Source organism: Spirosoma litoris (assembly GCF_054776755.1).
This window is the reverse complement of record NZ_BAAHBI010000072.1, coordinates 78,074-96,645: the sequence shown is the minus strand read 5'-3', so window position 1 is coordinate 96,645 and position 18,572 is coordinate 78,074. Positions and strand designations below refer to the sequence as shown.

Sequence of the window (18,572 nt, the reverse complement as noted above, 5' to 3'; positions counted from 1 at the left end):
TTGGGTGAAACCACAAACCTAGAAAAATACAACGCCCTCCACAACTTTTGACCTTGATCCCAAATTTTGGGATTGATCCCTGGTCTATCCACCGCCCTCCACAATTTTGGGAAATGGAAGGGAAAACAAAAATCCCTCAAACCAATACAGATTTGAGGGATTTTTTGTATCACCGCAGTGACTTGTTAGTGACCGATACGGGAATCGAACCCGTGTTACCGCCGTGAAAGGGCGATGTCCTAACCGCTAGACGAATCGGCCGTCTTGTTTAAAAGACCCATCAGGTTTGTTTTTGGCTGCCCTGGTGGCGAATCGTGGTGCAAAGGTAAGGCGATTTTTTTTACATGCAATACCTGCTCCTAAAATTTTTTCAAAAAAAAGGTTTGTGGCCGATTTACTGCTATTTTTGAAGAGGTTAGCTTTTTCATTTTTTTTCATCGCATACATGAAACACCTTTTATTGCTGGCTGGTCTGACGGTTGCATCGCTGTCAGTTCAGACTGGGTCAGTTCAGGCGCAAGCGCCTTCCTCCTCATCAACTACGCCATTATCCCCCGCTCAGTTTCTTGGCTACAAGATTGGCGATCGATTTACTCCCCACCATCGTGTATTGGCGTATGCCGAACAGGTCGCGCGTCAACTTCCCAATCGAATTAAACTGATTCCGTATGGAACCTCCTACGAAGGTCGACAGCTTATGGTTGTGGCGATTGGCTCAGAAGCCAACATGGCCCGACTGGAGGAAATTCGAACCAACAACTTAAAACGGATAGGCCTGATGGAAGGTAGCCCAACATCGGCTACCCAACCGCCAATTGCCTGGCTTAGCTACAACGTTCACGGTAATGAGGCTGTCAGCTCTGAAGCGTTTATGGACGTCTTGTATCGCTTACTAAATACCTCCGATGCCGTTTCACAGAAGATTATGAACTCTACCGTAGTTATTCTTGATCCCGGTCTGAATCCCGATGGTCATGATCGCTATGTGAACTGGTATAATCAGATGCTGGGTCGCAATCCGAATCCAACTCCATCGGCACGTGAACACAGCGAACCCTGGCCCGGTGGTCGTTATACGCACTATCTGTTCGACCCAAACCGCGACTGGGCCTGGCAAACACAGGAAATTACCCAGCAACGGATGGCGCTGTATCAGCAGTGGATGCCTCAACTGCACGGCGATTTTCATGAAATGGGTGTAGAGAGCCCGTATTACTTTGCGCCATCGGCTAAGCCTTACCACGAAGATATTACCCCATACCAGCGCAAATTCCAGCAAACAATTGGTGAGTATTGTAGTCGCTATTTCGACAAAAGTGGCTGGCTTTATTACACCCGCGAACGTTTTGATTTGTTTTACCCAAGTTATGGTGATACATACCCAACCTATAATGGGGCAATTGGTATGACGTACGAGCAGGGGGGAAGTGGCCGCGCTGGCTTGGCAATTGAAAAAGCCGACGGTGATACGCTTACCCTTCGGCAGCGAATCGATCACCACTATACGGCCAGTATCGCTACGTTAGAGTCAGTAGCCGACCGTCCTGCCGAAATCGTGAAGGAGTTCGGTCAGTTTTTCGACAAATCACGGAATACGCCCATTGGAGCTTATAAGAGTTATGTAATCAAATCAAATGGCGATGCTGGTCGTTTGAAAGCCTTACAGCAATTACTGGATCGCAATAAAATCAGTTTTGGGTACGCAGGTAAAGCGCAGACAGTGGCTGGTGGATTCAACTATACCACCCAAAAAACGGATAAAACTGTTTCGATAGCTGCCGAAGATATTGTCATCAGCGCCTATCAGCCTAAATCTACGCTACTCAAAATCCTGTTTGAGCAAAATTCTGCATTAGAAGATTCCGCTACTTACGACATTACGGCCTGGTCGTTACCGTATGCATTTGGCTTACAAACGTATGGGTTAACAACTCGCCTGACTCCGTCATCAACGGCTCCCGCTGCTTCTACTGCCGCTCCTGTGCCAGCCTCGGCCTATGCATATTTGGTTCGTTGGCAATCGGTGCCAGCGGTGCAAACACTGGCGGCTCTGCTCAAACAGAAAATCCGGGTCCGCGCGGCTGAAAAGCAGTTTGAAGTAGAAGGTAAAACGTATCCATCTGGCACGTTAATCATTACCCGAACAGGAAATGAACGCCTTGGCGACCGATTGAGTAGTGTGGTCATGCAGGCCGCTTCGCAAGCGGGTGCTGAAGTCGTAGCGGTGCAAACGGGCTTTGTAACGACAGGGTCTGATTTTGGCTCTGATTATGTGACTGGCCTGAAAGCTCCACGTGTGGCGGTTGTGCTTGGCGATGGAACACCACCTCCATCAGCTGGGGAAGTCTGGCATTTCTTCGATCAGGAGTTGAATTACCCGATCACATTGCTGGATATGAATACGCTGGGTAACGTTGAATGGAACAAACTGGATGTACTCATTCTGCCAACCAACTACAACTACGGACGCTTCCTGAATGAGCGAGTTCTGACTGCCATCAAAGAATGGGTTCGGACAGGAGGGAAGTTGATTGCTATGGAACGTGCTGCGTCATTCCTGGCTGGTAAGGATGGTTTTGCACTGAAAGAGAAGGAAGACAAACCGGCTGACAAAGACAAGGCTAAAAAGGAGAACACAACTGATTCAATCAAGCTCTATGCTGATCGGGAACGGACAGCTATTTCCGATGATATCCCAGGTAGTATTTATCGGGTGAATATTGATACGAGCCACCCACTAGGTTTTGGCTTGACGGGCGGTTACTACGCGCTGATTCAGAACGCGTTCAACTTCGATTTCCTGAAAGATGGCTGGAATGTGGGTTATCTGAAAGGTGACAATTATGTAGCTGGTTTCTCGGGTAAAAACGCTAAAGAGAAATTGAAAAATACCCTGCTCATGGGCGTTCAGAATTATGGTCGGGGAAGTATTGTGTATCTGGCCGATGATCCACTTTTCCGAGGTTTCTGGTATAACGGCAAATTGTTGTTTAGCAATGCTGTATTCATGGTAGGCAATTAAAAATTACTCCCATTTTTGTTAAGTTAGTTTAGGGCTTTTGTTCGGTGCTGCGATAATCCAGATAGTTCAATTGAACCATGGGGTCGCGCCGAGCGAAAGCCCTTTTTTTGTAAATAGGCATAGAATAATAGATATAACCTGAAAAACCATGAAACACATAGTACTCGCTTGCCTCTGTTTAACATTTGCCAACGTAACAGCTCAGCAAAAGGGGAGCAATTTAAAAATCAACCAACAACGAATTCAGACCCGGTTGTTAGAACTGTCCAAGTTTGGTGAACTACCCAATGGTGGAATAGGACGAGTGGCGTACAGCAAAGCCGATCAGGAAGGTCGTGCTTACTTCATCGGCCTCATGAAAAAAGCTAAACTTGATGTATCCATTGATTTTGCCGGGAATATTATTGGCCGACGAAAAGGCAAAAATCCAGCGTTGAAGCCCATCGCCTTTGGATCGCACATTGATAGCGTGCCGAATGGGGGCAATTACGATGGCCCTGTCGGTTCCATAAGTGCGCTAGAGTTGATCGAGACGCTTAACGAAAACAATATCATTACCGAACACCCCTTGGAGGTAATCATTTTTGCCAACGAAGAAGGCGGCACAGTTGGCAGTGGAGCTTTGATTGGTAAAATCAGCCCGGCAGCGTTAAAATCGGTCACGCAAAGTGGGCTGACAATTGCCGATGGTATTCGGGCCATTGGTGGAAATCCTGATAGCCTTAGCAAGGTAGTCAGAAAAAAAGGCGATGTGGCTGCGTTTATCGAGTTACACATTGAGCAGGGAGGAATTCTGATGACCGAAAATCTCCAGATTGGCGTGGTTGAGGGGATTGTTGGCATTGAGCACTGGGATGCAACAATTGAGGGAGCTGCCAACCATGCTGGAACTACCCCCATGAACGTACGACGCGACGCGCTGTTAGCCGCTGCCAAAGTGATTGTTGCGTTGAATGAAGTGATCACGAGCCATGAAGGTCGGCAAGTGGGCACTATTGGAAAAATTGCGGCTGAGCCCGGTGCGTACAATGTAATTCCCGGTAAGGTAGTGCTGGGCGTCGAAATTCGGGATTTGTCGCATGATAAGATCTGGCAACTATTTCGGGAGTTCGACGCGAAAGCTCAGGGAATTGCCAAAGCCTCCGAAACGACCATCTCGTTCACGCAATCGTCTATTGGGGTTACTCCGGCGCTTACGGCTAAACCAATTCAGGATAAAATTATCAATGCCGCTAAAACGTTGGGCTTATCGTATCGATATATGCAAAGTGGTGCCGGACACGATTCGCAGGAGATGGCTCAAATTGCACCTGTAGGCATGATTTTTATTCCGAGTGTAGGAGGCATTAGCCATTCGCCCAAAGAATTTTCGAAAGGAGTGGATCTTGGCAATGGCGCCAATGTGTTACTGCAAACGATGTTGGCGCTGGATCAGGAAAAATAAGCACTTTGATTTCATACGGGCCTGAATGGATAGGTTGAAAAACCAGGGTGGTAAAACTAGTGGGCGCTGTTCTTCACCCGAATAATCTCACTAGCAATACTAATGGCGATTTCTTCCGGTGTCTGGCTATTGATGGGCAAGCCTATGGGTGCATGAATTCGATTCAACGTTTCATCATCAATGCCCTCCATTCGATAGTCCTTAAACAGTTTTTCGATTTTGGTTTTGCTGCCCAGTACACCGACATATTTAAGCTGTTTATCTAGTAACGCTCGTATCGCCAGATCATCGGTACGGTAGCCAAAGGTCATAATAACCACATACTGGTGGTTGCCAGCGGGTATTAAATCAGTTAGTTCGCTGTAGCTGCTGACTACGATTTTCTCATGGACTACACCGTTCAGGCTCATTGTGTGCAAATCCGGGCGGTCGTCGAATAGGCGAATGTAGAAGTCCATCAAACTCATTATGCGCGATAGGGCCAGCGCACAATGTCCGCCACCGATGATAAAAAGTTGGTTTTTGTAGCCTAATCGCTCCTGATATAGCCAGTTCTGCTCCGATTCCATTGTAAACTGGTAAGCAGCATCGGGAATTTGCTCACTGAAGAATCGAATACCTGAAGGTGACAACTCAAGCAACCCATTTTGATGGTGTTCCAGGCAAGCAATAATAGCTTGAATAGCAGGCATATCGCTCGGCTGAACTCGATAGGTCAGGATGGTTTGATCGCCGGAGCAGATCATGCCGCTCTGATTTCTGGCTGCGGTTTTGTCGTGGTATTGTGTCCGAATGGAAAGCTCAGAAGCTGAATGGTTCAGTTTCTCCTTCGCCATTTCCACAAACTTATGCTCCATGATACCCCCACCGATAGAACCTTCCATCTCACCTAGTGTATTAACGGCCATCTGGAAACCCTGCCGACCGGGGCTACTTCCGTGACTTTCGAGCACATACAGCAGCATGACCGGCAGGCTCTGTTTTTCACTTTTATGGATTAACTGCCAGGTTGTTAGCTGTTTGGGTATTGGCATGGAGCATGGAGCTAGGAGCAGGGGTCACATCATACAGAGCCAGTAAGACTTTTTCGGGCGTCATGGGTGCATCGAACGGAATCGTGGCGGATGGGTTGAATGCTAGCACCGCATTTCGTAAGGCAAAATAGGCACCGATGCCGTACATTAACGGGGGTTCACCAACGGCTTTAGATCGAAATATGGCTAAGTTTTCGGCCTCGGTCTGGAGAGGTTCAATCGTAATTTCTTTCGGAACGGAATAAATATCCGGGACTTTATACGTGGATAGCGCATTCGAGCGTAGTCGCCCTGCTTTATCGAACACAACTTCCTCCATCGTCATCCAACCGATGCCCTGTACAATGCCGCCTTCAATTTGACCCCGATCAATGAGCGGATTCATGCTGGTCCCAAAATCATGCACGGCCTTAACGGTATCGATTTCGTAGGTTCCCCGCAGACAGTCGACCGTTACTTCCACGATGGCCGTGCCGTAAACATGGTAGGCAAAGGGGTGGCCTTTTTCCAACGATTTATCATAATGAATATCTGGCGTGGCATAATGCGCGTGCTCGGACAGGCTTACCCGTTGTGCATAAGCCGCAATCAAAAGCCGGTTCCAATCCCAGTCCGTCTGTTCACCATTCACATAAACCCATTCGTCTTTCAGACTGACGCTGGTTACGTCGACGTTTAATTCTTCAGCAGCCACAGCCTTCAACCGATCCAGAATGGCAAGGCAGGCAATCTCTACCGCTTTGCCGTTCAGATCGGCGGTAGCACTGGCGGCTGAGGGAGATGTATTCGCAATGCGATAGGTGCTGGTCGATTGAATTTTGACCCGCTTACTTTCGATGGAAAATACATGTGCTGCCACCTGGAGCATTTTGGTATTTACGCCTTGTCCCATCTCCACAGCACCCGTACTGACGCCTACGCTACCATCGGTATAGACATGCACCAGGGCGCGAGCCTGATTCATTCGGGTGTTTGTGAACGAGATTCCGAAGCAGATTGGCATTAGTGCCATACCCTTCTTATACAGATGGTTAACACTGTTAAATGAGGTTATTTTTTGACGTATTCCGTCAATGGCATACAGCTCATCTGTTTTGTACCAGCAAGCGTGCGCTTCGCTCTGGGCTTTCTGGCCGAAGGGGAATTCGTCGCCCGTTTGTTGCAGGTTTTTCTCCTGAATAACGGAGGCATTGATGCCCAGTTCTTCAGCCGCTTTGGCGATGGCAGCTTCAATCACAAACATACCCTGTGGCCCACCGAACCCCCGAAATGCTGTGTTGGGTGGTAAATGCGTTCGGCAACTATACGCCGTTGCGGTTACGTTCGGAATGAAATAAGTGTTCGTGCAATGGAACAATGTCCGCTCCATGACTGCTGGCGATAAATCGGCGGCTGCACCGGCGTTCTGGTAAAAGGTTGCTTCGTAAGCAACCATTTTCAGGTCTTTATCGAGCCCCAGTTTAAAGTCAGATGAGTAGGGGTGACGTTTGCCCGTCATGGCCATATCCTCCATCCGATGCAGCGAATATTTGACGGGCCTGTTCAAAATATGAGCAGCTAAGGCGCACAAGGCGGCCCACATATTGGCCTGATCTTCTTTCCCGCCAAATCCCCCACCTAGTCGGGTTACATCGACATCAATCTGGTGCATCGGAAGCCCCGATGATTTCGAAACGGCACGTTGAACCGCCGTTGGTCCCTGCGTTGACGAATAAAGCCTTATACCGTTATTCTCCTGGGGAATGGCATAAGCGCCCTGCGTTTCAATGTAAAGATGCTCCTGCCCATTCGTATCAGCGGTTCCTTCAACGATGTAATCACAGTTCGCCCAGGCAGTAGCTGAGTCGCCCAAACGGAATGTTCGCGGAGGAACGATTAACTGGCCAGCGGCCTGCGCTTCCCGAGGATCGGTGATGACGGGCAGTGGCTCAATGTCGATCGTAATGCGTTTGACGGCAGCTCGGGCTTCATCGTCAGTTTCAGCAACCACAAAAGCAACGGGCATGCCGCAATAATCGACATGGTGCTCGGCCAGTAACGGTTCGTCGGGAATAATTCCGCCAATCTGGTTCTCACCGGTTACGTCTTTATAGGTCAATATGCGCACTACTCCCGGCATAGCTTCAGCAACTGCCAGATTGAGGTTCTTTATGAGCCCATGCGCAACAGGCGAACCAAAAGCGGCTCCGAACAACGTACCCCGAATGACCGGAATATCGTCCAGATAAACCGACTCGCCCCGCACATGTGTTCTGGAATCTATGTTTTTCATATCAGGGTTATTCTTTTGAGTGATGTCAGTTTTAAGAAACTGACATCACAGATCGTGTTCTATAGTTTATGAGCCAACAACTGTTCCACCTTTAATTTCGGAAACAGCTTGATAAAGTGGGCTTTGATCAACTGGCTAAGCAACAGGCGTTTGTAGGCTTCGGTACCGCGGGCATCGCTGATAGGTGCGATTTCGGTTTGAGCAACGGCTATAGCGTTAAGAATCAATTCTTCAGTCAGCTGCTTTCCGGTTAGAAATTCAGCTGTTTTTGTCAATTGCTTTGGAATAGGGGCGATGCCACCCGCCGATAGTTGAACGTGGGTAATCACACCGTTTTCGACTGTAATCGCAATCGCTGAATTAACGCTGGCAATGTCGAGGTGGGTACGTTTGCTGACTTTCTCAAAATTGAATCGGGCCTGTTTGTCCGGTAGCGCAAAGCGTATCTGTTCCAACTGCTCTTCGGGCCGTTTGTCGAGGGTTTTATACCCCAGATACAAGTTGCGAAGGGGTACTTCTCGGGATGAATTTCCATTTCGGAACGTCAACGTAGCATCCAGGGCCAGAAAGAAAATTGTGAAATCGCCAATGGGGGATGCGTTGATGAAATTGCCCCCGATGGTCGCCATATTTCGGATAGGCGTTGAAGATACCATCGTTGTATACTGCTTGAAATCAGGGAAATACTGCTGAATTAAAGGCGATTCAATGAGATCCGTGACCGTTGTCGCCGAACCGATCACGCATTGATCGCCTTGCTGTCTGATTCCTTTTAAGCTCGTGTTGTCGACTAGAAAGCGAATTGAGGCATCTTTGATTTCATCGTGTTTCTGCACATACAGATCTGTTCCGCCACCCACGCGTTGAGCTGTTGGGTCTTCATTCGCCAATTCGCCATTTAGCGTTGAGGACAATGCCTGCAAGCGAGCCTGAATAGTGGCAAAATAGGCGGGTAGAATAGCGTGACTGGCAGCAAATTGTATCGGGTTTTGATCGTGTCGGTTTTCCAACAGATACGCCACCCGAGTAGCCGCCCGTTCGATGGATTTGTAACCTGTACATCGACAGATATTCCCGTCGACAGCAGCGATGGCGTTTTGCGGGGTTGGTGATTTTTTACTCAGACAAAACCCCGCCATTGATACCACAAACCCCGGCGTACAAAATCCACATTGCGTCGCCGATTCATCAGCCATTGCCTGTTGAATCGGGTTCAGATCGGCCATGTTGAGCCCTTCGATGGTCACGATATGTTTGCCGTTGGCGTTGCCGAGTGGCATCAGACAGGACGTGGCCGTACGATACCGCAACTCATTGGTTGATAGGTCACCAACGAGCACCGTGCAAGCCCCACAATCGCCTTCCCGACAGCCAATTTTAGTTCCGGTTAAGTATTGATTATAGCGCACAAAGTCGAGCACCGGTGTACCTGGCGGCATCGACGTACTGACTTCTTTGTTATTTAAGATGAATTTTGTCAAGAAAATAGAACGCTGATTTTTATAATCAGTATGATTTAATGATGAATCTGTTTATACTTCCCTTTTATAGAAAACTCTAATTTTTTTGTCATTTCGACGTCAGGAGAAATCTCAAGATTGCCTAATGAGAAGCTTCAAGATTTCTCCTGACGTCGAAATGACAAAAAAATCTAAGAAATCATAACAATCAGCGTTCTATGAAGACCCTGAGTGTTAGATCACCTCAGCTGGTTTTTCTTCCAGCTTCTTTTCTTTGTTGCCCGTTGGTAAGAGGAGATTGAGCAGCAACGCAGCTAATCCACCAGCTGACACACCCGATTCCAGAAACGTTTGCACAACGTTAGGGAGTGTTTTGAGCCATTCTTCCTGCGAAGGAACGCCGATGCCAACGCCTAACGAAATCGCTGCAATTAGCGCATCCCGTTGGGATAAGCCACCCGATACCATCAGGCGCAAACCCGACACGGCGACCAGACCAAACAGCATGATGGCTAACGCACCCAGGACGCAGGGCGGCATGACCGTAATCCAGCGACCAACAGGAGGGAAAAGGCCAAGACACAGCAGGATGATTGCCATGAGCCACCCAATCCGCCGGGCTGCAACGCCCGTCATTTGAATGACGCCGTTATTTTGTGCATAGGTAGCACTTGGAAAACCGCCAATCAAGGTGGAGCCAATGCAGGTTAGTCCATCGGCCAAAATGCCCCCACGGATACGTGCCCAGTGGTCGGCACCATCGGTTGGTAAGCCTGAAAGCTGAGAGGTGGCGGTAATATCTCCCATTGCCTCCAGCACGCAAACGAGGTAGATAAACGCGAATGGAAACAGCAATTCCCATTTAAACGCCAGGCCAAACGGAAACAATTGGGGAAGCGTGAGCCACGAACCAGAGCTCGGGGCGGGACTTTGTATCCAGCCCATAAGCCCACAAATTGTATAGCCTGTAACTACGCCAACCAAAACGGCGGCCATTCGTGCCCATGCTTTGTTGATCGACTGGGCGATGATCATTACTCCGATTACGACCAAGGCAACAAGTCCCCCGCTCCAGACGGGTGCCTCTTCAGCGGGTAATCGGGCGATGCTCCGCATACCCGTCGGAATGAGCGAAAGTCCGATCAGTAATACGACGATACCCGAAACCAGTGGCGTAAATACGCGTTTCAGTTTAGGGAGAAAAGGGGCTAAAGCAAGCTGTACGGGTGTTCCCGCCAGCGACATACCCACCATTAGTGGTAGTCCACCAATGGTGCCTGCCTGAATAAGTGGTGCCAGAAAGGCAAAACTTGTACCGGTAATACTGAGTAGTCCAGAACCAATAACGCCAAACCGCATGGTTTGCAAAAACGTACCAAGGGCCGATGCCACCAATGCCATACTCACCAGATAAGCAGTATCTTCTGGTCTAAAATGCAGAATGCCCGACAAAATCAGCGCTGGCGTGATGGTGCCTACGACCATAGCGCCAACCTGTTGTAAACTCACCAGGAGCGCCGGAACCAAAGGGACTTTGTCTTCCAGACCGTAAACGAGACGAGTGGATTGGGCGCTAACAGGTTCGTTCATAGGGTTATTGAAATGAACAATGGACAATGAAAAATGTATAATGAATCAATCAGCAGTAGGTCACCAGCCTTGGCATTGTTCATTTTACATTATTCATTATCCATTAAGAAGTTTAATGATCGTTCAAGGGCAGGCCGCGCCGTTGAAATTCTTTCCAGTTCAGGTATTCATCGCCCTTGCGTTGCTCTACCATGGTTATGCAGCTATCGACCGGACATACCAATTTACATAAATTACAGCCAACACACTCATCTTCTTTAATCGAATAGGTGTTGTAGGGGTTGCCAAAGGTCAGATTGATGGATTGGTGCGACGTATCTTCGCAGGCGATGTAACACAACCCGCAGTGGATGCACTTGTCCTGGTTGATGTTGGCCACGATATGGTAATTGATGTCGAGGTCTTCCCAATGCGTGATGGTAGGTACTGATTTGCCGATAAAATCATCGAGAGTTTTGAAGCCTTTTTCGTCCATCCAATTGTTCATACCATCGCACATGTCTTCCACAATGCGGAAACCGTGTTTCATAACAGCCGTACAAACCTGCACGTTGGAAGCTCCCAAGAGCATGAATTCAACTGCGTCTTTCCAGCTGCTTACTCCGCCAATACCCGAAATCGGCAGTGGGGCCGTAATCGGGTCCTGTGCAATAGTTGTCAGCATTTTCAGAGCGATTGGCTTAACGGCCGGGCCGCAGTAACCGCCATAAACTGATTTGCCCGCTACATACGGATTGGGCACAAACGTATCCAGATCGACTCCCGTTACCGACTGAATCGTATTAATCAGCGACAGGGCATTTGTTCCCCCTTCAACCGCGGCTCGACCGGTTGGTACTACCGAATGAACATTAGGCGTGAGCTTGGTAATAACCGGAAGCGTTGCCTTTTCCATGACCCATTCGACTACCATTTTGGCAATTTCCGGGTCTTGGCCAACGGCTGCACCCATACCCCGTTCGGTCATGCCGTGTGGACAGCCAAAATTTAGTTCGAGGCCATGTGCACCTGTGTCTTCGACCTGGGCGATTAACTCATGCCATTTCTCACGGGTATTATCAGCCATGAGTGAGACAATCATCGCCCGATCAGGAAAAAGACGAACGCACTCGGCAATCTCACGTAGGTTGATGTCGAGCGGACGGTCAGAAATGAGTTCGATGTTGTTGAACCCCATGACTTTAGAACCCCCGTAATCAACCGCCGAATAGCGCGAGGAAACGTTCTTAACCTGGCTACCCAAAGTTTTCCAGACGACACCGCCCCAACCGGCTTCGAAGGCCCGGAGTACATTATATTGTTTATCCGTCGGGGGAGCACTCGCCAGCCAGAACGGATTAGGCGATTTGATGCCGAGGAAGTTTGCGCGTAAATCTGCCATGTGTTTAAAGAGTGAATGAGTGAATGAGTGAATGAGTGAAAAGACGGGTCAAATAGCACATTGGAGTACCAGCCCGCTCTTTCATTCTTTCGCTCTTTCACTCTTTATAAAATTCAATATTGCCCTCGCGCCATCTTTTCCCGCTTGTACCGCATCGACAACTTCTTTGCCGCCGTTTACGCAGTCGCCACCGGCAAAGACTCCGGGGAGGTTCGTCGCGCAGTTACTATCGATGGCTATTTTGCCATTCCAATTATTGAGCTGATTACTGCTGACCAGTGCCTCGTACGGAACCTGCCCGGCGGCTTTGATCACCATATCAACGTTCAGCGTAATTGTCTCGCCCGTTTCTACCGGAGATCGGCGACCACTGACATCGGGTACGCCCAATTCCATGACATTGCAAATCAGTTGGGTGACCTGCCCATTTTCGCCTAAAATTTCTTTGGGCGATGCCAGCCAGATGATGGTACATCCGTCTAGTTTGGCCAGATTCAGTTCAACTTCGGTGCTCGGCATTTCGGCCTGTGTACGCCGGTAAACAATGGTTACTTCTTTGGCCCCGAGTCGTTTGGCTTGTGTGGCGGCATCGATGGCGGTCATGCCAAGGCCGATTACGGCTACTTTGTCGCCAACGGGAATGGATGGATAGCCTTTTTCGCGAATGTCGTAAATGAAGCGAATGGCATCTTCAACGCCTAAGAGGTCTTCGCCGGGAATGTCCAGTTGCCGGGCTACGCCCACGCCAATACCCAGGTAAACCGCGTCATAATTGGCCTGTAAATCAGCTAAAGAAACATCTTTCCCTAATTCCTGCCCATACTTGATGTCGATGCCACCCAACGAAGTGATAAAATTAACCTCATCCTCGCAGAATTCGGGAGTTACTTTATAGGCTGCAATGCCGTAGGTCATCAGTCCACCGCCCTTCGCTTCTTTTTCATAGATCGTTACATCGACACCTTCCCGACTCAGCACATGGGCACAACTCAAGCCCGCTGGACCAGCGCCCACTACAGCAACTTTCCGCCCCGTTTCTGGCTTTCGTTGGAACAACGGCCACTTATGCTCAATGGCTTTCTCGGTGGAGTAGCGTTGTAGTTTGGCGATCGGGATGGGCGGTTCCTCCAGCAGATTGTAAACGCAGGAACCTTCGCATAACTTCTCAACTGGGCACACTTTCGAGCAGCCACCCCCCATAATGTTGGCATCGAAAATAGTATAGGCCGAACCCTTGACGTTATCGGTTGTAATCTGCTTGATAAACTTGGGTATGTTGATGCTGGTCGGGCAGCGTTTTATGCACGGCGCATCATAGCAGAATAAACAGCGATTCGCTTCCACCAAAGCCGCTTCCCGTGAGTCGAACGGCGGGTGGATGTCGCTGAAGTTTTGCTCGTATTGTTCAGCCGTTAAGCGGTTGTTGAGGATGGGCATAAAAAATCAGGAGTGAGGAGTTAGGAGCGAGAAGTGAGGAGTTTCAAATGCAGAACATAGCTGCGTCAGCAACTCCTCACTTCTCGCTCCTAACTCCTAATACTTTTTATAATTCTACCAACTTATCATACGTCTCGGGTCGGCGGTCGCGGAAGAACTGCCAGACGCTGCGGACTTCGTCGATCATGTCGAGATCGAATTCGGAAATCAACAGTTCATCTTTGTCTTCCGAGGCTGTGGCAAAGATCTGACCGCGCGGATCAACAAAATAGGACGATCCGTAGAACCGACCTAGATTCCAGGGTTTTTCTTCGCCGACGCGGTTGATGCATCCCATAAAATAGCCATTGGCGGCTGCATGGGCAGGTTGCTCCAGCTTCCAGAGGTACTGCGATAACCCAGCTACGGTAGCCGATGGGTTATACACGATTTCGGCCCCATTCAGGCCAAGGCAACGTGCACCGTCGGGAAAGTGCCGGTCGTAGCAGATGTACACGCCAACTTTGGCATACATCGTTTGGAAGACTGGATAGCCCAGGTTGCCCGGTTTAAAGAAGAATTTTTCCCAGAAACCAGACGTGTGCGGAATGTGATTTTTGCGGTATTTACCCAGATACGTTCCATCGGCGTCGATGACGGCTGCGGTGTTGTAGAGAACACCTGCCTGCTCTTTTTCGTAGACAGGTACAATCATCACCATTTTGTATTTTTTCGCGTATTCCGCCATCCGGTCGGTGGTTGGCCCCGGTACAGATTCTGCCGACGCATACCAGGCGCTGTTCTGGCCCGGACAAAAATAGGGGGTACTGAAAATTTCCTGTAAGCAAAGAATCTGCACACCTTTTTCCCCCGCTTCTTCAATCAGCGGAATGTGCTTTTGGATCATGGCTTCTTTGATTTCTTCCATCGTGCCTTCCCCTTCGGTCATCGGCAGACTCATTTGTATCAATCCAGATTTGATAATTCGTGGCATGTTGGTTTTGTGTTAGTTGGTTTGGCACGGAGCAGGGTGCACGGAGCTGGGAATTGCAACCCCTGCACCGTGCCCCTTGCACCGTGCAATTATATCTTCCCGCTTACCTTGTTTCGCTTGATAAACTGGCCATAGCCCTTGTCGACCAGGCATTTATTGTCATCGATGGCCACCTGACCACGTAATAGAACCGTTTTAACTTTACCAGTTAGCTCCCAGCCTTCATACCCCGAATAATCGACGTTCATGTGGTGAGTTTGTGCTGAAATCGTGTGCGTTTCGGTAGGGTCGAAAATGACGATGTCGGCGTCACTGCCTACAGCAATCGTGCCTTTGCGGGGAAACATGCCGAAGATTTTAGCCGGGTTCGTACAGGCGACTTCGACGTATTTATTCAGGGTGATTTTCCCTTTGTGAACCCCTTCACTATACAGCAATTCCATCCGGTTTTCGATGGCCGGGTGTCCGTTGGGGATTTTCGAAAAATCATCTTTTCCCATCAACTTTTGTTCCCACATAAACGGGCAGTGATCGGTCGCGACAATTTGTACTAAACCCTGATTGATACCCGCCCAGAGTGTTTGTTGATCTTTCTTCTCCCGCAACGGCGGACTCATGACCCACTTCGCTCCCTCGAAATTTTGCTCGTATAGAGACGCATCAAGAACCAGGTATTGAATACAGGTTTCGACAAAGACTTTCTGATTGCGTCGGGTTGCATTGCGTACGGCATTCAAGGCACCTTCGCAAGTCATGTGAACGATGTAGCCGGGGCAACCCGTATAATCGGCCATGTCGGCGAAACGACCACTGGCTTCGGCTTCGGTTACCTCGGGCTGAGAAAGATAATGATACAGTGGTGCCGTTTTCCCCTCTGCCCGGTGCTTCGCGATCAGGTAATCGATCATATCACCGTTGGTTGCATGAACCGTTACCATACCACCCTGCTTCTTCACTTCCTGCATTAGCCCGACCATCTGGCTGTCGTTTATCATCAACGCGCCTTTGTAAGCCATGAACGTTTTGAACGAGGTGATGCCTTCGTTCTCAACCATCTCCTGAATTTCAGCTTTTGTATATTCATTGAAATCCGTCACGGCCATGTGGAAGCTATAGTCGCCAACGGTGGTTCCTTGGGCGCGGGAGTTCCAATCGGCCAAGGCTTCTTTCAATGAATGCCCCTGTTTTTGGAGAACGAAATCAATGACGGTCGTTGTCCCACCAAACAAGGCCGCTCGGGTACCCGTTTCGTGCGTATCGCTCGAAAACGTACCCATAAACGGCATGGCTAAATGTACGTGCGGGTCGATGCCACCCGGAAATACCAACTTGCCTGTAGCGTCGATAACCGTATCGGCTTGAACAGACAGGTTCTTCCCGATCGCACTTATAGTTTCGCCTTTTATGAAAATATCAGCAACATAATCGTCGGCCGCTGTTATGATTCTACCGTTTTTAATTAATATACTCATTGTATAATCATTTCACCCCCGCTTCGGCGGTCCGATTCGGGGTTTTGTATTGATTATTAGTTTAATTCCTAGTTCTACAACACTATCATCCCTTCGGGATTGATAACAACTTGCCACTTAAAATCCCGAAGGGATGACAATATTGTAGAAATTTCGGTTTTGCGTTCCCTCAGCATTGCAACCCCGAAGGGGTGAAATAACTATTATTCAATCCAATCGAAAAGGTATTTCTCATTATAATCAATCTGGAATTTTTGCAAAAAATCTATATACTCCTCTTTAAATGTTTTTGTCTTGTGGTGGTGTTCTTGGTTCAAAATGTAGTTATAAACGGCCTCGATTTGAGATTGTGAATAAGAGAATGCACCATAGCCCTCCTGCCACGAAAATTTGCCTTTTACCAGGCGATTTTCATTTATAAAATTGCTGGAGTTATTCTTTATATCCCTCACTAAGTCAGAAATAGCCATTGATGGTCGCAGCCCGATAAAAGCATGAATGTGATCAGCAACACCATTGACAATAATTGGCTTCTGTTCTTTGCCGCTTATAATGCCCGCTATGTATTTGTGTAAATCGTCTCTCCAAATTTTACTGATCAGATTTTCTCTCCCCTTTACAGCAAAAACAACTTGTATGTAGACTTGAGAAAATGTACCTGCCATAAATTATGTCATCCCTACGGGATTCAATTACTATAATACTGATCTTATCTACAAATATGTCAGTCCTACGGGCTTTAAATCCGGTTAGCTTACTTTAGCCATAGGTTGCTGATGGCTTGAAACAGAATGCTGACTCTTCATCAACCCCAAATAAACGCCCCCGCTAACAAAAAAACCAACAAACCAGGCGTAGTTGTACAATTGCGAAATCCAGCCAGGAACGCTTTCTGTCGGAATTACCTGAATGGTTGTCAGAAAGCCGGGAATATTGGGTAAAATACCGGCGAGTAGGGCGATAATCGCTGCGTTGTTGAACCCGCTTTTAAAACGATAAATCCCGGTTTCACTGTACAGATCGGCCAGAACCAGCTTCTGTTTTCGAAGGAAGAAATAGTCGGCAATCATGATGCCACCAACCGGGCCCAACAGGCTGGAATAGCCCACTAACCAGGTGAAAATGAAGCCCGTTGGGTCGGCGATGAGCTTCCAGGGGAAAATCAAAATGCCGATGATCCCTGTAATATAACCACCTTTCCGAAAGTCGATTTTAGCGGGAGCTAGATTGGCAAAATCATTGGCAGGGCTGACAATGTTAGCCGCAATATTGGTCGCCAGTGTCGAAATCGCCACCGCGATCATGGCTACACTGACCAGTAGTTTGCTGTCGAATTTACCCGCCAGTACGAGTGGGTCCCAGATTGTCGTGCCGTAAATTAACGTTGTCGCTGAGGTTACGACCACACCAATGAACGAGAAGAGCGTCATGGCAGGAGGGAGGCCAATAACTTGCCCTTTTACCTGCGCTTGTTGACTGGTAGCATAGCGTGTGAAATCGGGGATGTTCAGCGATAAAGTGGCCCAGAAACCAACCATGCCGGTTAACGCTGGAAAAAAGAATGCGAAAAAAGCCGCAGAATCGGCAAATTTGGCGGGTTGCTCCAGAATAGGACCGAGGCCGTTTCCGGCAGAAATCGCCCACCAGAGTAAAGCCAGTGCGGCTACGGGTAAGAAGAATGCCTTGAAAACCAGTAGCTTCTTGATACTTTCGACGCCCAGATACACGACGTACATATTCAACAGCCAGAACAGAAAGAAGCAAATCGCTGGTCCTGTTTGCAGACCAAATGAAGTTGGGAATACCTGCGGTAATGTCTCCAGCGACGGAATCCACAGACGTAGCATCTGGTAAATCGAAAATCCGCCAATCCAGGTCTGGATACCGAACCACCCGCAGGCCACAATGGCACGCAGTAAGGCTGGTATATTCGCTCCGCTCGTTCCGAAACTGGATCGAACCAAAACCGGGAATGGTATACCATATTTTGCGCCGGCCTGTCCGTTCAATACCATGGGAATCAAGACTATCGTGTTTCCCAGAAAAATGGTAAAAATGGCCTGCCACCAGTTCATACCCCCCTGAATCAGCGAACTGGCCATCATATACGTGGGTATACACAAACTCATGCTGATCCATAAGGCGGCATAATTCCAGGTATTCCACGTGCGTTTCGACGCTGGGATGGGGGCTAAATCTTCGCTGTAGAGAGCCGACGACTCATCTACAGTTGCTTCTGGGGCTAGTTGCATTGTTATAGTTTGAAGTTAGTTCGAGGTTTGTAGTTTGTGATTGCCATTAACGAACTTGTTTAAACTTTATAGATTCCGCCCAAACAAAGAGTAGTTTTTTGTCATTCCGACGTCAGGAGGAATCTCAAGCTTGACTAATATAGGAGCTTGAGATTCCTCCTGACGTCGGAATGACAAAAACAGGCTAGTCCTTTCTAGCAAATGGAAAGTTTAAACAAGTTCAACTACAAACCGC

Annotated in this window: 12 protein-coding genes and 1 tRNA gene; 2 read left to right on the top strand and 11 right to left on the bottom strand. The window is 48.5% G+C overall.

What is annotated here, in order from left to right; translation table 11 throughout:
• Positions 1 to 189 precede the first annotated feature (189 nt).
• Positions 190 to 261, bottom strand: a tRNA-Glu gene (locus ACYVGR_RS35180).
• Between the two features lie 184 nt (positions 262 to 445).
• Between ACYVGR_RS35180 and ACYVGR_RS35175 the strand changes: the two genes are divergently transcribed.
• Complete coding sequence (locus tag ACYVGR_RS35175; protein WP_460965219.1) at positions 446 to 3,022, top strand: M14 family metallopeptidase; 2,577 nt, start codon at positions 446 to 448, stop codon at positions 3,020 to 3,022.
• Between the two features lie 148 nt (positions 3,023 to 3,170).
• Positions 3,171 to 4,466 carry an allantoate amidohydrolase gene (locus tag ACYVGR_RS35170; protein WP_460965217.1) on the top strand — a complete coding sequence of 432 codons (1,296 nt, stop codon included), beginning with the start codon at positions 3,171 to 3,173 and terminating at the stop codon, positions 4,464 to 4,466.
• 56 nt (positions 4,467 to 4,522) lie between these two features.
• Here the strand turns inward: ACYVGR_RS35170 and ACYVGR_RS35165 are convergent, their stop codons facing one another.
• The 10 genes from ACYVGR_RS35165 to ACYVGR_RS35120 form a co-directional block, all read right to left on the bottom strand.
• Entirely contained in the window at positions 4,523 to 5,500 is a 978-nt protein-coding gene (locus tag ACYVGR_RS35165; RefSeq protein WP_460965216.1) for an XdhC family protein, read from the bottom strand.
• The gene (locus ACYVGR_RS35160) at positions 5,457 to 7,772 is read right to left on the bottom strand and encodes a xanthine dehydrogenase molybdopterin binding subunit (protein WP_460965214.1); all 2,316 of its coding nucleotides are present in this window, start codon (positions 7,770 to 7,772) and stop codon (positions 5,457 to 5,459) included. Before ACYVGR_RS35160 ends, ACYVGR_RS35165 begins: the two co-directional genes overlap by 44 nt.
• A 59-nt stretch (positions 7,773 to 7,831) precedes the next feature.
• Positions 7,832 to 9,253 (bottom strand): FAD binding domain-containing protein, encoded by a 1,422-nt coding sequence (locus ACYVGR_RS35155; protein ID WP_460965213.1) that lies wholly within the window; start codon positions 9,251 to 9,253, stop codon positions 7,832 to 7,834.
• A 213-nt stretch (positions 9,254 to 9,466) separates the two neighbouring features.
• On the bottom strand, positions 9,467 to 10,822 hold the full coding sequence (locus ACYVGR_RS35150) for a uracil-xanthine permease family protein (RefSeq protein WP_460965211.1): 1,356 nt from the start codon (positions 10,820 to 10,822) through the stop codon (positions 9,467 to 9,469).
• A 112-nt stretch (positions 10,823 to 10,934) separates the two neighbouring features.
• Complete coding sequence (preA, locus tag ACYVGR_RS35145; RefSeq protein WP_460965209.1) at positions 10,935 to 12,203, bottom strand: NAD-dependent dihydropyrimidine dehydrogenase subunit PreA; 1,269 nt, start codon at positions 12,201 to 12,203, stop codon at positions 10,935 to 10,937.
• An 81-nt stretch (positions 12,204 to 12,284) separates the two neighbouring features.
• Entirely contained in the window at positions 12,285 to 13,640 is a 1,356-nt protein-coding gene (locus tag ACYVGR_RS35140) for an NAD(P)-dependent oxidoreductase (protein ID WP_460965207.1), read from the bottom strand.
• A gap of 106 nt (positions 13,641 to 13,746) precedes the next feature.
• Positions 13,747 to 14,613 (bottom strand): nitrilase-related carbon-nitrogen hydrolase, encoded by an 867-nt coding sequence (locus ACYVGR_RS35135; RefSeq protein ID WP_460965205.1) that lies wholly within the window; start codon positions 14,611 to 14,613, stop codon positions 13,747 to 13,749.
• 89 nt (positions 14,614 to 14,702) lie between these two features.
• A complete protein-coding gene (hydA, locus tag ACYVGR_RS35130) occupies positions 14,703 to 16,085 on the bottom strand; it encodes a dihydropyrimidinase (RefSeq protein WP_460965203.1) in 1,383 nt (460 codons plus the stop codon).
• A gap of 203 nt (positions 16,086 to 16,288) precedes the next feature.
• On the bottom strand, positions 16,289 to 16,750 hold the full coding sequence (gene tnpA, locus ACYVGR_RS35125) for an IS200/IS605 family transposase (RefSeq protein ID WP_460965202.1): 462 nt from the start codon (positions 16,748 to 16,750) through the stop codon (positions 16,289 to 16,291).
• Between the two features lie 84 nt (positions 16,751 to 16,834).
• Positions 16,835 to 18,337: an NCS1 family nucleobase:cation symporter-1 gene (locus ACYVGR_RS35120; RefSeq protein WP_460965200.1), complete on the bottom strand. Its 1,503-nt coding sequence runs from the start codon at positions 18,335 to 18,337 to the stop codon at positions 16,835 to 16,837.
• Positions 18,338 to 18,572: the final 235 nt, after the last annotated feature.

What these genes read in the sequence shown, in the direction of transcription:
- ACYVGR_RS35140 (WP_460965207.1), bottom strand. Translation starts at nt 13,640, where the DNA reads ATGCCCATCCTCAACAACCGCTTAACGGCTGAACAATACGAGCAAAAC.
- preA (WP_460965209.1), bottom strand. Translation starts at nt 12,203, where the DNA reads ATGGCAGATTTACGCGCAAACTTCCTCGGCATCAAATCGCCTAATCCG.
- ACYVGR_RS35165 (WP_460965216.1), bottom strand. Translation starts at nt 5,500, where the DNA reads ATGCCAATACCCAAACAGCTAACAACCTGGCAGTTAATCCATAAAAGT.
- ACYVGR_RS35160 (WP_460965214.1), bottom strand. Translation starts at nt 7,772, where the DNA reads ATGAAAAACATAGATTCCAGAACACATGTGCGGGGCGAGTCGGTTTAT.
- ACYVGR_RS35120 (WP_460965200.1), bottom strand. Translation starts at nt 18,337, where the DNA reads ATGCAACTAGCCCCAGAAGCAACTGTAGATGAGTCGTCGGCTCTCTAC.
- tnpA (WP_460965202.1), bottom strand. Translation starts at nt 16,750, where the DNA reads ATGGCAGGTACATTTTCTCAAGTCTACATACAAGTTGTTTTTGCTGTA.
- ACYVGR_RS35175 (WP_460965219.1), top strand. Translation starts at nt 446, where the DNA reads ATGAAACACCTTTTATTGCTGGCTGGTCTGACGGTTGCATCGCTGTCA.
- ACYVGR_RS35150 (WP_460965211.1), bottom strand. Translation starts at nt 10,822, where the DNA reads ATGAACGAACCTGTTAGCGCCCAATCCACTCGTCTCGTTTACGGTCTG.
- ACYVGR_RS35170 (WP_460965217.1), top strand. Translation starts at nt 3,171, where the DNA reads ATGAAACACATAGTACTCGCTTGCCTCTGTTTAACATTTGCCAACGTA.
- hydA (WP_460965203.1), bottom strand. Translation starts at nt 16,085, where the DNA reads ATGAGTATATTAATTAAAAACGGTAGAATCATAACAGCGGCCGACGAT.
- ACYVGR_RS35135 (WP_460965205.1), bottom strand. Translation starts at nt 14,613, where the DNA reads ATGCCACGAATTATCAAATCTGGATTGATACAAATGAGTCTGCCGATG.